This window comes from Streptomyces sp. NPDC028419, assembly GCF_055565515.1.
In genome coordinates, this window is sequence record NZ_JBVHUE010000004.1 from 263,902 (window position 1) to 277,371 (window position 13,470).

9 protein-coding genes are annotated in these 13,470 nt (G+C 72.6%); 6 read left to right on the forward strand and 3 right to left on the reverse strand.

Features of this window, described 5'->3' with window-relative positions:
- Positions 1-65: 65 nt before the first annotated feature.
- Together ACZ4UB_RS07350 and ACZ4UB_RS07355 are read right to left on the reverse strand one after the other, a co-directional pair.
- The gene (locus tag ACZ4UB_RS07350; RefSeq protein WP_468068841.1) at positions 66-2,024 is read right to left on the reverse strand and encodes an MFS transporter; all 1,959 of its coding nucleotides are present in this window, start codon (positions 2,022-2,024) and stop codon (positions 66-68) included.
- 92 nt (positions 2,025-2,116) lie between these two features.
- On the reverse strand, positions 2,117-4,687 hold the full coding sequence (locus tag ACZ4UB_RS07355) for a D-alanyl-D-alanine carboxypeptidase family protein (protein WP_468068842.1): 2,571 nt from the start codon (positions 4,685-4,687) through the stop codon (positions 2,117-2,119).
- Positions 4,688-5,032: 345 nt separating this feature from the next.
- Here ACZ4UB_RS07355 and ACZ4UB_RS07360 point away from each other — a divergent pair, with 345 nt between their 5' ends.
- From ACZ4UB_RS07360 to ACZ4UB_RS07370, 3 genes are all read left to right on the forward strand, one after another.
- On the forward strand, positions 5,033-5,779 hold the full coding sequence (locus tag ACZ4UB_RS07360) for a GOLPH3/VPS74 family protein (protein ID WP_354380419.1): 747 nt from the start codon (positions 5,033-5,035) through the stop codon (positions 5,777-5,779).
- Between the two features lie 427 nt (positions 5,780-6,206).
- The gene (locus ACZ4UB_RS07365) at positions 6,207-7,091 is read left to right on the forward strand and encodes a helix-turn-helix domain-containing protein (protein WP_354380418.1); all 885 of its coding nucleotides are present in this window, start codon (positions 6,207-6,209) and stop codon (positions 7,089-7,091) included.
- A gap of 209 nt (positions 7,092-7,300) precedes the next feature.
- A complete protein-coding gene (locus tag ACZ4UB_RS07370; RefSeq protein ID WP_354380417.1) occupies positions 7,301-7,513 on the forward strand; it encodes a DUF397 domain-containing protein in 213 nt (70 codons plus the stop codon).
- 186 nt (positions 7,514-7,699) lie between these two features.
- Here ACZ4UB_RS07370 and ACZ4UB_RS07375 read toward each other — a convergent pair whose 3' ends face one another.
- Positions 7,700-8,542, reverse strand: coding sequence for a hypothetical protein (locus ACZ4UB_RS07375; protein WP_468068844.1), 843 nt, complete (start codon positions 8,540-8,542; stop codon positions 7,700-7,702).
- 76 nt (positions 8,543-8,618) lie between these two features.
- Here ACZ4UB_RS07375 and ACZ4UB_RS07380 point away from each other — a divergent pair, with 76 nt between their 5' ends.
- The 3 genes from ACZ4UB_RS07380 (at position 8,619) to ACZ4UB_RS07390 (ending at position 13,441) form a co-directional block, all read left to right on the forward strand.
- A complete protein-coding gene (locus ACZ4UB_RS07380; RefSeq protein ID WP_468068846.1) occupies positions 8,619-9,851 on the forward strand; it encodes an aminotransferase-like domain-containing protein in 1,233 nt (410 codons plus the stop codon).
- Between the two features lie 157 nt (positions 9,852-10,008).
- Entirely contained in the window at positions 10,009-10,791 is a 783-nt protein-coding gene (locus ACZ4UB_RS07385; RefSeq protein ID WP_468068847.1) for an SDR family oxidoreductase, read from the forward strand.
- Positions 10,792-10,843: 52 nt separating this feature from the next.
- Positions 10,844-13,441: a bifunctional FO biosynthesis protein CofGH gene (locus ACZ4UB_RS07390; protein ID WP_468068849.1), complete on the forward strand. Its 2,598-nt coding sequence runs from the start codon at positions 10,844-10,846 to the stop codon at positions 13,439-13,441.
- Positions 13,442-13,470 lie beyond the last annotated feature (29 nt).

Sequence of the window (13,470 nt, forward strand, 5' to 3'; positions counted from 1 at the left end):
CGTATGCAGATATGAGGATGAACGCACCTGGGCGACGCGTCACGCCGCGGGCCGTTCCGGCACGGCTACGGCAGCTCGGGCGGCCCCACGACCGTGCGGACCAGCTCCTCCGGGCAGGGCGTGCCGCGCGGCAGCTGGTACTTCGCCGCCACCCGGTACTCCCCCGGCGCCGGGACCAGCAGCTCGGTCCAGACGTCGCCCGAGTCGTCCGGCTCCGCCTTGAAGAGGCAGCCGGAGGTGTTCGCGTACTCCTTCGGCGCCTTCACCGCGCCCTTGGCGCTCGCCGCGGCCCGCGCCTTCGAGGCCTCGGTCTCCTGCGGCGGCTCGACCGGCTTGCCCGCGGCGTCGACCAGGCCCAGCCAGGGCGAGTGGGGGATCCGTACCAGCACCCGGCCGGGCTGGCGCACGTCGACGACCAGCTGGTCCGCGCCCGCGCGGACCACCGTCGCCGGGCCCGAGACCAGTGCGGTCGGGCGCTCGACCTTGAAGAGCTGCCAGTTCGCGTCGCCCCACACCTGCTGGAGGTACGGCAGGCCCGCGCGCACCAGCTTCGCCTCGGCCTCGCCGCCGTTGTCGGGTTTGTCGGCGGGCAGCACCACGTAGTGCACGGCCCAGCGCTCCAGCCAGGTCCGGTACGTGTCGGCGGTGAGCGTGTCGTCGTAGAAGACCGGGTTGCGCTCCAGGTCGGCCTGCCGGTTCCAGCCGCGGGCGAGGTTCACGTACGAGGGGATCGCCGAGGACTCGCGGTGGCTGCTGACCGGGACGACCTCGACCCGGCCGCGGTCCGCGCCCGCCTTCCGCAGCTGGTCGATCAGCGGGGCCAGCTCGCGGTTCCAGGAGGCCACGGGGGTGGTGCGGACGATGTCCATCACGCTGTTCGTGCCGATCCAGACGCTCACCCCGAGGACGGCCAGCACCAACGCGTACCAGCGGCGCGAGCGCGGGAGCGCGTGCGGGAGCGCCGCGACCAGGACGGCGCCGGCGAAGAGCATGGCGAGGCGGGTGACGTTCGAGCCGATCTGGGAATCGATGGCCCAGGTGAGGAAGACCCCGAAGGCGTAGACGGACGCGGCGATCCGGACCGTCGTCCACCCCTTCGGTACCAGGACCGCCGCCAGCACGCCGAACAGGAACGGCAGCCAGGCCGATCCGAACCCCATCGGCTGCGTCCCCGAGAAGGGGAACAGCCACGCGGAGAGCCCGACGACGGCCACCGGGGGCAGCCCGATGGCGTACGCGCCCGGGCGCCGCCCGCTCAGGAACAGGGCGGCCGCGATCACCCCGAGGAAGAGCCCGGCCACCGGGCTGGACGCGGTCGCGAGGGCCGCCAGCACCGCGGCGACGGACGCCTTGGCCCAGCGCCGCTCGGCCCATTTGCGGGGCCAGCAGAAGGCCGCGGCGACCGCGCCGAGCGCGAAGAGGACCCCGAGCCCGAAGGTCACCCGGCCGGAGACCGCGTTGCAGAACAGCCCGAACAGCCCGGCGAGCGCGGGCCACAACGGATGCCGCACGGCGCCCCGGCAGCGGGTCAGGACCAGCGCGAGGAGGCCGGCGGAGACGGTCCCGGCGATCATCATCGTGGTGCGGACGCCGAGGACGTGCATGAGGTACGGCGAGACGACGCTGTAGGACACCGGGTGCATGCCGCCGTACCAGGCGAGGTTGTACGCGGAGTCCGGGTGGCGGCCGACGAACTCGGCCCAGGCGTCCTGGGCGGCGAGGTCGCCGCCGCTGTTCGCGAAGCTGAAGAACCAGGCGACGTGGACGAGGGCCGCGAGGGCGGTCGTCACGCCGATCGGGTGCCGGTGGCCGAAGGCGACCGCGGCGCGGCAGCGGAGCCCGAGCCGGAGCCCGGACCGGGCCGGGTCACGGCCCGGGTCACGGCCCGGGTCGCGATCCGGACCCGGGCCGCCCGGTATCCCGGGCTCCCCGAGATCGCCCGCGGCGCCACCGTCTTCCCGGTGGCGGCCGCCGTCCCGCGTCCGCGTACGCGCCGGCTCACGGCCCTGCTCAGCGGTGGTCACTGCCGCACTCCCCAACATCCGTCCCGGTGCCAAGACGCGACCCGGCGCCCCGGGGTTGCCCGGAGCGCCGTGAGCCCGTCCCGCACCTACTGTCAGCCGACGCGCGTCAGCTTGCTGCCGATGCCCGGCGCGGCCAGCTCGCGCTGGAGCGCCACCGGCACCTTCACCTGGCTGGCACCCTCGCCGACGGTCAGCACGCCCACCTGGGCGCCCGCCTTCGCCGTCTCCGGCAGCTTCGTGCCGCCGTCAACCAGCTTGACGGTGACCGTGAGGCCCGACCACCCGACGGCCTGGACATCCGCGGTCGCGACGACCGGGGTGTGGCCGTCGAGCCCGTCGTCGACGTACCCGACGACATCGCCCTTCTTCACGACCGTCGCGCCCTGGAGCGACTTCTGGGTGGCGAGCAGCAGCTTGCGGCTGGCGTCGACCACCGTGTCGATGATCGGCGGCTTGTGCTGGCCGAGGACGGCGCCGACGATCAGCTGGTTGGTGTTGCCGACCTTCTTCTGCGCGGCGAAGAGCAGGTTTCCGCCCGCCTTGGTCGTCGTACCGGTCTTGATGCCGAGCGAGTCGTAGAGGGGGACCAGCCGGTTCCAGTTGGGCCACGTCTTGCCGGAGGGGTCGACCCAGCTCGGCTTCCTCGTGATGTCGAGCAGCGCGTCCATCTCGACGAGCTTGAGACCGAGCTTGACCTGGTCCTCGGCGGTGCTGACCGTGGTCGCGTCCAGACCCGAGGGGTCCGTGTACGTCGTGTTGGTCATGCCGAGTTCCTTGGCGGTGGCGTTCATCTTCGCGACGAACGCCTCCTGGCTGCCCGAGTCCCAGCGGGCCAGGAGCCGCGCGATGTTGTTGGCCGAGGGGATCATCAGGGCCGCGATCGCGTCGTACTCCGAGATCTTCTGGCCCTCCAGGACGGTGTCGAGGGTCGACTCGTTGTCCGTGGAGTTGTTCTTCTTGCCCTCGGTCTCGGCCGTCTTGTCGATGTCGATCATCTGACCCTTGTCCCCCTTCTTGAAGGGGTGGTCGCGCATGATGATGTACGCCGTCATCGACTTGGTGACGCTCGCGATCGGTACGGGCTTCATCTCGCCGGACGAGCCGATCGTGCCGAGGCCCGCGGCGGCCATGTACGCCTGCCCCTCGGTGGGCCAGGGCAGGTCGGGCTTGCCGCCCTCGAAGGCGTACGAGGTCTTCGCCGTCATCTTCAGCGTCGGGGCGGGCAGCGGGCGCACCAGCTGGACGATGCCGAGGATGATCACCAGCAGCACGAGCAGCGGGGCGTAGATCTTGACCCGGCGCACGGTGGTGCGCATCGGGCTGGGCGGCGGGGGCGGGTTGTTCGTCAGCTCGGCGAGCAGGTCGAGCGGGGGCCGGGGCGGCAGCGGCTGCTGCGTCGTCCGCTCGGAGCCGGTGTGGGTGACGGGCGGCTTGGGAGCCGTGGGCCCTGCGGGCGGCTTCGGTGCCGGGGGCGGGGTCGCCTTGGCCGGAGCCTTGGGCTCCGCCTTGGGCTCCGCCTTGGGCTCCGCCTTGGGTGCGCCATCGCCGCGCAGCGGTACGAAGGTGCTGGCCTTGTCGCTGCCGCCGGGCTTGGTGGTGGACGGGCCGGTGCCGGTGGCCCGGCCCGTGGCGTCGGCCGGGGCCGCGTCCGGGCGGACGGCACGGAAGACGGCCGTACGTTCGCTGTCGCTCGGGGCCTCGGCCTCGGGCTTGGTTCCAGGCTTGGCCGGGCCCTTCGCGTCCGCGGGGGCGGCGTCGGGGCGAACGGCACGGAAGACCGCCGTGCGCTCACCGCCGGCGGCAGCCGGAGCCTTCGCGTCCGGCTTCTCGACCGGCTCGGCGGCATCCGACTTCGCGTCCGGCTTCGCTTCCGGCTTCGCGTCCGGGCGGACCGCGCGGAAGACCGCCGTGCGCTCACCGTCGGCGGCAGCCGGAGCCTTCGCGTCCGGCTTCGCGGCCGGCTCGGCGGCATCCGGCTTCGCATCGGGCTTCGCGTCCGGGCGGACCGCACGGAAGACGGCCGTGCGCTCGCTGGCGGCCGCGGCCGGGGCCTTCGCGGCCGGCTTCTCGGCCGGCTCGGCGGCATCCGACTTCGCGTCGGGCTTCGCATCCGACTTCGCGTCCGGCTTCGCTTCGGGCTTCGCGTCCGGGCGGACCGCGCGGAAGACGGCCGTGCGCTCGCTGGCGGCCGCGTCCGGGGCCTTCTCGGACGGCTCGGCGGCGGCCGGCTTCGCGGGGGCGTCGGGAGGGGCCGGGAGGCGGGGGTCGGGGCGGGAAGCGGAATCCTTCTTCGGGGAGCTTCCACCGACACCGGGGTTGCGACGGAAGGCCTCGAACGCCGGCGGCGCGTCCTCCGCAGGAGCCGGATCGGCCGCCTTCTCGGAATCCTTGGCAGGCATCCGGAACACCGAGGTGCGCTCGGGATCAGCGGCTTCGTCCGAGGAATCGGAATCCTCGGGGGCATCCCGCTCGGCCCCCTTGGCCGGGGTCGACTCCGAGTCGGCCGGAGCCTCGTCAGGCGCGTCCGCCGAAGCCGAAGTGGAATCCTGGTCGGCGGTCGCGTCGACCTCGACCGCTTCCGGCGCGCCCGCATCCACGTCGGCATCCGCGTCCGCGGCGCGCTCCGCATCCGGCTCGTCATCCGGCTCGTCGGATTTCGCCACCCATGCCGCAACCGCGGCGCGCAGGGGATCGTCCTTCCCTTCGGGAGCGGCCTCCGGATCCCGGGGGCGGAACACCGACAGACGAGGGTCGGATTCCGCCGCCCCCGCGCCTTGCTTTACCGACTTGTCGGGGGACTCGCCCGCCACCAGTTCCTCCTCGATCGACGTCCGGCCGCTACCCGGACCGCTGTCCGAACCGTCTAACAGTGTCCCGTCTCGGGGGCATCGCCCCCGTGCTAGACGAGTACGACATACTTGCCGGTTCCCCCACAAAGCGACCAGGCACTCTCGACAGATGAATGTGAGAGGGGTCACCCTGTCACTCATCCACGCGGGGAGGCATGGATGGGCAGGAGCCGCAGAACAATTCCGGAGGAGCTTCTGCTGCTCGCTTTGGACCCGGCAACGGGCACCACGGCGCAGCCGCAGTCGCTCGACCTCGGCCTGGCCGGGGCACAGCTAGTGGAGCTGGCTCTGGCAGGACGGATAGCCCCTGACGGGGATCGTATCGCCGTGGTGATGCCACGGCCGACAGGAGATCCGACCCTGGACTCCGCACTGGAACTGCTGCGCCGTCGCGGCAGTCCGGTTCGGGCGGTCCACTGGATCGGCGGACCCCGACTGGGGCTCCGCCAGGTGTACCTCGCTCACCTGGAGCGTTGCGGCATGGTGCATGCCGTCGCGGGCCAGATGTGCGGAGTTCTGCCGACGACTCGCTACCAAGCGACCGACACGGCAATCAGCCGGGAGATCCGTGCCCGGCTGGACAGTGCGATCCGCACCGGTGTACCGCCGGACCCGCGGACCGCGGCGCTCGCCGCGCTGGCCCACGCGGTCGGACTCGGCAAGCACCTCTACCCCGGCAATGAGGGGCGTTCGTCCAGGTCCCGCCTGCGGGACCTGATTCGACACGACCCCATGGGCGGCCTCGTGGCACACGCCGTGATGGACGTTCAGAACGGTGTGGCCGCACAGCCGCGCCGCGACCGTGCGCCGGCACCGGCTCCGCAGCCGACCGCTCGCGGGGTGGCGACCAGCGTTCCGCTGCAACCGCGCCGCACCGGCGCGATGGCCCGCGCCGCCGCGCACTGATCCACCGCGCCACGCACCACGGGCCCAACGCGCCACCGAACGACCGCACCAACGCAGCACGCACGGACGCGTCACCGGTACACCCCACCGGACGGCGCGCGACGCACGACGAACGCCACGGCCGCCACCGGCATCCCCCAAGGACCCGGTGCGGACACCGCCAGCGCGCGGGGTGGCGAGGCCGGTCCACCGGCCCCGCCACCCCGCGCGCCTGCGTTCCCGGGCCCCACAGGGCCCCCGGGCACCACCGGCATCCGCCGGCCCCGCCCGGCACCGTCTGCGCCACGACGCGTCCCGCGCCCCGGGTCCCGCGGAACCGTTCCGGCCCGTTCCCCAGCGAGGCCGCGCCCTTCGATGGCAGTCTGCTCATCATCAGACACGCAGAGAGACAGTAAGCAAACAGCAAGCAAGCGGAGGTGCCGTAATCGTGGCGTCCAATGTCAACCCCACCGTCCGACGCCGCCGATTGGGCATGGAGCTGCGCAAGCTCCGTGAGGACAAGGGCATGACGGCCGAACAGGTCGCCGAACGCCTGCTCGTTTCCCAGTCCAAGATCAGTCGGCTCGAGAACGGCCGTCGTTCCATCAGCCAGCGCGATGTCCGCGACCTGTGCGACGTCTACGAGGTCGAGGACCGCCGGCTCGTCGACTCCCTGATGCAGATGGCCAAGGACTCCCGCCAACAGGGCTGGTGGCACGCCTTCGGCGACATCCCGTACAGCGTCTACATCGGCCTGGAGACGGACGCGGCCAGCCTGCGGACCTACGAGCCCCAGGTGGTCCCGGGGCTGCTCCAGACACCGGAGTACGCCCAGGCGCTGATCCGCGGCGCGCTGCCGGAGACCGCGCCGGTCGACATCGAGAAGCGCGTACAGGTGCGCATGCACCGGCAGAAGCGGCTCTCGGAGACCGACAACAGCAACGTCGACGTCGGCCCGCTGCGCCTGTGGGCGGTCATCGACGAGGCCGCCCTGCGCCGCCGCGTGGGCGACGGCCAATTGATGGTCCGACAGCTGGAGTACTTGATAGAGCAGTCGGAACAGCCGTACGTCACCGTCCAGGTGATGCCCTTCACCATGGGCGCGCACCCCGGCGTGAACGGCCAGTACGCCATTTTGGAATTCCCGGACGCCTCCGACTCGACGGTCGTGTACATCGAGGGCGTCACGAGCGATTTGTACCTGGAGAAGGCGAATGACGTCCAGAAGTACAGCGTGATGTACGAGCACTTGCGCGCCCAGGCCCTGAATGTGGACCAGACGCGGGAGTTCATCTCCGACATCATCAACGACCACGCGGGCAAGCGTCGGTAAAAGTGGAGCAAACCGGGTAGGTGGCGCTGGGCGCCGGTACGGTACACCGTCACCACCCGGCCACGGAAGACCTGGCCTGAATATGCCATCCGGACGGGTGAACGACCCCTTCACCCGTCGGGCGGTGCCGGTAGCGTCGATCACGTCAGCCAGAAACACGAAATCGGCTGACGTCAATTCGGAACGACTCGCTGAACCGGAGAAAAAACATGGCTATTCGACTGGGCGCCACGGAAAACTGGACGAAGTCCTCGTACTCCGGCGGCAACGGTGCGTGCGTCGAAGTCAAGTCCCCCGTCACCGAGGCCATCGCGGTCCGCGACTCGAAGGTGCAGGACGGTCCGTCCATCGCCTTCGCGCCGGGTTCCTGGACCTCGTTCGTCAACGAGGTCAACGAAGGCCGGCTGGGACAGCTCGTCTGAGCATCACGACGAGCTCCCCGACCGACCTGCCCGCACCACCGGCAGAACCCGTAGGACCGGCAAGACCGGCAGGACCCGCAGGACCCGCAGTACTGACTGGAGCCCTCTCGACTGGCCCGCCGTCCCGGCCGAGGGGGCTCGGCCGTGCCCGCCCCCGCACCCGCACCCGTAGGCCGCCTCCGTCTCCTAGCGGAGCTGGTCGACGTACCGGTCCGTCCCCGGCACGGTCGGGACGAACGGCGCCACCAGCTCCACCTTCCCGCCCGGCCCCGCCGCAGCGACCTCCGCCTCCAGCCCCTGGAAGCGGTCCCAACAGGTGCGCGGGTCGGCCTCCAGGAACCACAGCAGCGTCAGCCGGGTGTCGACCCCCTCGACCTGCTTGACGTACGTCATCCGGTCGCCCGGCAGCGGGGTCGGCCGGAAGACCGTCACCAGCGCGGCCGGTGAGCCGTGCAGGCGCTGCGGCAGGTGCCGCGAGCGCAGCCACTCCAGCAGTTCCGCCCGCTGCTCGGGGCCCTGCGCATCGATGACCTGGAGGACGAGCCCGGCGTACGGGTGGTCCATCGCGTGGTAGTCCCGGGGCCCGGCGGCCCCGTCGCGGTAGACGGTCGCCTCGTGGTCCTGGAAGGCGGTGAAGACGTGCGTGCGGTCCTGGTAGACGCGTCCGTCGCGGTTCAGCCGCTTGTTGATGCCGACGGTCCACTTCATGTGCTCGTCGTAGCGGCCCTCGGTCACCCAGTACGTCGACAGGTAGCAGCCCGCGGTGACCGGCTGGGCGACGGCCGACTTCTCCGGGTAGCGCAGCTCCTGGAGTTCGCGGGTGGCGACCCAGCGGCGCCCGGCGAACATCCACGGCATGGCCATGGCCCCGGCGTAGTAGTGGTCGTCCTCGTACCAGCGGTTGTACGCGAACTCGTGGCCCGGGTGCGGCTCGACCATGGTGATGAGCGCGTGGCCCGGGTGGACGCCGTAGGGGCCGACCGACGCGAGCGCGGCGTAGTCGTCGGGGCGGGTGTCTTCTGTCGTCATGGGACCGGTCTAGCTGATGATTCATCAGATGTGGAGTGGTCGGGGCGAGTTCAGCCCGTGGACAGGTGGGTGCCCTATGCACCTTCCGCCGCTACGCTGCGCCCATCCGCCTCCCGAAGGAGTCACCGTGCCCGCATCCCCGCCCCCCTTCGCCGCGCGGGCCGTCTCGACCGCGGGCTCGCCCGTGCGCGAGATCCTCGCCCTCACCGAGCGGCCCGGCGTGATCAACTTCGCGGGCGGGCTGCCGGCGCCGGAGCTCTTCGACACCGAGGGCCTGCGGGCCGCGTACGACGCCGCCTTCGCCACCTCGGCCGCGCGCGCCCTGCAGTACTCGACCACCGAGGGCGCCCCCGAACTGCGCGCCGCCGTCGCCGCCCGGGCGAGCGCGCGCGGGCTCCCGACCTCGCCGGACGACGTGCTGGTCACCACCGGTTCGCAGCAGGCCCTCGCGCTCGTCACGGCCACGCTGGTGGAGCCGGGGGACGTGGTCCTGGTCGAGAACCCGACCTATCTGGCGGCCCTCCAGTGCTTCCGCCTGGCCGGGGCGCGCGTGGTGGCCGTGACCTGCGACGCGGACGGGATCGTGCCGGAGGCGCTGGAGGAGGCCGTGCGGCGCGAGCGGCCGAAGCTGCTGTACACCGTGCCCACCTTCCAGAACCCGACCGGCCGCACCCTGCCCGGCGCCCGCCGGGCCGCCGTGGCCGAGATCGCCGAGCGACTCGGGACGTGGCTGGTCGAGGACGACCCGTACGGCGAACTCCGCTACGAGGGGGCGGAGGTCCCCTGGCTGGCCGCGCACCCGGGGGCGGGTGACCGTACGGCGCTGCTCGGCAGCTTCTCCAAGGTCATGGCGCCCGGGCTGCGGCTCGGCTGGCTCCGCGCCCCGGCGGCGCTGCGGCGGGCCGCGGTGGTGGCCAAGCAAGCCAGTGACCTGCACACCTCGACGGTGGACCAGATGGCGGCGGCGCACTACCTGGCCGCCAACGACCTGGCCGCGCACGTGGGCGTCGTCCGGCGGGCCTACCGCGAGCGGCGGGACGCGCTGCTCGCGGGGCTGCCGGGTGCGCTGCCCGCGGGGTCGCGATGGAACCGGCCGGAGGGCGGCATGTTCGTCTGGGCGCGGCTCCCGGAGGGGTACGACGCGGGCGCCCTGCTGAAGGTCGCGGTGGAGCACGACGTGGCGTACGTGCCGGGTGCCGCCTTCTTCACCGGCCCCCCGGACCCCCGCACCCTCCGCCTCTCCTTCACCACCCACACCCCCACCGAAATAGCCGAGGGCCTGACCCGCCTGTCCACCGCCCTGTCCTGACCACCCCCTCCAGGCCCCGCCTCAAGCCCCGCCGGCGTTCGAGGCGCCCCCGGAGGGCGGACGACCCGGCCGGACCCAAGGGCTTCACACTCCGCCCGCACCCCCGTAGCCTGACGCCCCGTCAGATCCACGAGCCCCCGCCCCACCAGGAGCCCGCATGCTGCTGCAAGGCAAGACCGTCATCGTCTCCGGCGTCGGCGCCGGGCTGGGCCACCAGGTCGCCGCCGCCGTCGTCCGCGACGGCGGCAACGCCGTCCTCGGCGCCCGCACCGAGGCCAACCTCGCCAAGTCCGCCGCCGAGATCGACCCCGACGGCACGCACACCGCCCACCTCCCCACCGACATCACCGACGAGGCCCAGTGCGCCGCCCTCGCCGCCCTCGCACAGGACCGTTTCGGCCGGATCGACGCGGTCGTGCACGTCGCCGCCTGGGACTCCTACTTCGGCGGCCTCCAGGACGCCGACTTCGGCACCTGGCAGCAGATCCTCGACGTCAACCTCCTCGGCACCCTGCGGATGACCCGCGCCTGCCTGCCCGCGCTCAAGGCCAACGGCGGGGCCGTCGTCATCATCGGCACGCAGTCCGCCATCGCCGCCCCCTCCGAGGTCCAGCAGGCCGCGTACGCCGCCTCCAAGGGCGCGCTGACCTCCACCATGTACTCGATGGCCCGCGAGCTCGGCCCGGACCGGATCCGGGTCAACACCGTGCTGCCGGGCTGGATGTGGGGCCCGCCCGTGCAGGCCTTCGTGACCTTCAGCGCGCACTCCGAGAACGTGCCGGAGGAGGAGGTGCTGGCGCGCCTCACCCAGCGGATGGCGCTGCCCGAGCTGGCCACCGACGGGGACGTCGCGGACGCCGCGGTCTTCCTCGCCTCCGACCGCGCCCGGGCGATAACCGGCCAGTCACTGCTGGTCAACGCCGGTGAGCTGATGCGATGAGGCCCGTCACAGCAGCCCGCGCACCGGGATCCGCGGATCGTATGCTCACGCCATGAGCACTCCGAGCACCGCTCCGACCGACAACTCCATGCGCCGCGCCCTCAAGCGGGCGCGCGACGGCGTCGCGCTGGACGCGGCCGAGGCGGCCGTTCTGCTCCAGGCGCGCGGCGAGGCCCTGCGGGACCTCGCCGCCTCCGCCGCCCGGGTCCGGGACGCCGGCCTCGCCGCCGCGGGCCGCCCCGGGGTCATCACGTACTCCCGCAAGGTCTTCATCCCCCTCACCCGCCTCTGCCGCGACAAGTGCCACTACTGCACCTTCGTCACGGTCCCCGGCAAGCTGCGCCGCGCGGGCCACGGCCTCTACCTCTCCCCCGACGAGGTGCTCGACATCGCCCGCGAGGGTGCCGCGATGGGGTGCAAGGAGGCGCTCTTCACGCTCGGCGACCGCCCCGAGGACCGCTGGCCCGAGGCCCGCGAGTGGCTCGACGCGCACGGCTACGACGACACGCTCGCCTACGTCCGGGCGATGGCGATCCGGGTGCTGGAGGAGACGGGCCTGCTCCCGCACCTCAACCCCGGGGTGATGACCTGGTCCGACCTGCAGCGCCTCAAGCCGGTCGCGCCCTCGATGGGCATGATGCTGGAGACCACCGCGACCCGGCTGTGGTCGGAGCCGGGCGGCCCGCACCACGGCTCCCCCGACAAGGAGCCGGCCGTGCGGCTGCGCGTCCTGGAGGACGCGGGCCGTTCCAACGTCCCCTTCACCACCGGGGTGCTGATCGGCATCGGCGAGTCGTACGAGGAGCGCGCGGACGCGTTCTTCGAGCTGCGCCGGATCCAGCGGGCCTACCACGGCATCCAGGAGGTCATCGTCCAGAACTTCCGCGCCAAGCCGGACACCGCGATGCGCGCGATGCCGGACGCGGAGCTGGAGGAGCTGGCCGCCGCCATCGCGGTGGCCCGACACGTCCTGGGCCCGGCCGCCCGGATCCAGGCCCCGCCGAACCTGGTGGACGCCGAGTACGCCCTGATCATCGGCGCGGGCATCGACGACTGGGGCGGGGTCTCCCCGCTCACCCCCGACCACGTGAACCCGGAACGGCCCTGGCCGCACGTCGAGGAGCTGGCCGCGCGGACCGCCGCCGCCGGCTTCGAGCTGCGCGAACGCCTGACCATCTACCCGGAGTTCCTCCGGCGCGGCGAACCCTGGCTGGACCCCCGGCTGCTGCCGCACGTGCGCGCGCTGGCCGACGGGGAGAGCGGGCTCGCGGACGAGGGCGCGCGGGTCGAGGGGCGCCCGTGGCAGGAGCCCGACGAGGGCTTCACGAGCACCGGCCGCACCGATCTGCACGCCACCATCGACACCGAGGGCCGCACCTCCGACCGGCGCGACGACTTCGACCACGTCTACGGCGACTGGGAGGCGCTGCGCGAGGCCGCGGCCCCCGGCATGGCCCCGGACCCCGGGCGCGGCGGCCCCGAGCGGCTGGACACCGAGGTCCGCGCGGCCCTCGCGCAGGCCGCCGACGACCCGACGGCGCTCACCGACGACCAGGCCCTCGCCCTGCTGCACGCGGACGGCCCGGCCCTGGACGCGCTCTGCCGGATCGCCGACGACCTGCGCAGGTCCGTCGTGGGCGACGAGGTGACGTACATCGTCACGCGCAACATCAACTTCACCAACGTCTGTTACACCGGCTGCCGGTTCTGCGCCTTCGCCCAGCGCCGCACCGACGCCGACGCCTACACCCTCTCCCTCGACCAGGTCGCCGACCGGGCCGCGCAGGCGTGGGACGTGGGCGCGGTCGAGGTGTGCATGCAGGGCGGCATCCACCCGGACCTGCCCGGGACGGCGTACTTCGACATCGCGCGCGCGGTGAAGGCGCGGGTGCCCGGCATGCACGTGCACGCCTTCTCCCCGATGGAGGTCGTCAACGGCGCGACCCGCACCGGGATGTCGGTCCGCGACTGGCTGACGGCGGCCAAGGAGGCCGGGCTGGACTCGATCCCGGGGACGGCGGCGGAGATCCTGGACGACGAGGTCCGCTGGGTGCTCACCAAGGGGAAGCTGCCCACCGCCGACTGGATCGACGTCATCACCACCGCGCACGAGCTGGGCATCCGCTCCTCGTCGACGATGATGTACGGGCACGTGGACCAGCCGCGGCACTGGCTGGGCCACCTGCGCACCCTGGCCCGGATCCAGCAGCGGACGGGCGGCTTCACGGAGTTCGTGACGCTGCCCTTCATCCACACCAACGCGCCCGTCTACCTGGCGGGCATCGCGCGGCCCGGCCCGACGGACCGCGACAACCGGGCGGTGATCGCGATGTCCCGGCTGCTGCTCCACCCGCACATCACCAACATCCAGACCAGCTGGGTCAAGCTCGGCGCGGCGGGCGCCGCCGAGATGCTGCGCTCGGGGGCGAACGACCTGGGCGGGACGCTGATGGAGGAGACCATCTCCCGGATGGCGGGCTCGGGTTACGGCTCGTACAAGTCGGTCCGGGACCTGGTCGCGATCGCGGAGGCCGCCGGGCGGCCGGCCCGGGCCCGTACGACGCTGTACGGCGAGGTGCCCGAGGAGCGGCTGCGCGCGGCGCACGCCTCGGACGGGCACCTGCCCGAGCTGCTGCCGGTCCTGGAGTAGGCGGGGAACGCCGGGCGGGGCACGCCGGG

What these genes read in the sequence shown, in the direction of transcription:
- ACZ4UB_RS07360 (WP_354380419.1), top strand. Translation starts at nt 5,033, where the DNA reads ATGGGCAGGAGCCGCAGAACAATTCCGGAGGAGCTTCTGCTGCTCGCT.
- ACZ4UB_RS07370 (WP_354380417.1), top strand. Translation starts at nt 7,301, where the DNA reads ATGGCTATTCGACTGGGCGCCACGGAAAACTGGACGAAGTCCTCGTAC.
- ACZ4UB_RS07375 (WP_468068844.1), bottom strand. Translation starts at nt 8,542, where the DNA reads ATGACGACAGAAGACACCCGCCCCGACGACTACGCCGCGCTCGCGTCG.
- ACZ4UB_RS07380 (WP_468068846.1), top strand. Translation starts at nt 8,619, where the DNA reads ATGCACCTTCCGCCGCTACGCTGCGCCCATCCGCCTCCCGAAGGAGTC.
- ACZ4UB_RS07385 (WP_468068847.1), top strand. Translation starts at nt 10,009, where the DNA reads ATGCTGCTGCAAGGCAAGACCGTCATCGTCTCCGGCGTCGGCGCCGGG.
- ACZ4UB_RS07390 (WP_468068849.1), top strand. Translation starts at nt 10,844, where the DNA reads ATGAGCACTCCGAGCACCGCTCCGACCGACAACTCCATGCGCCGCGCC.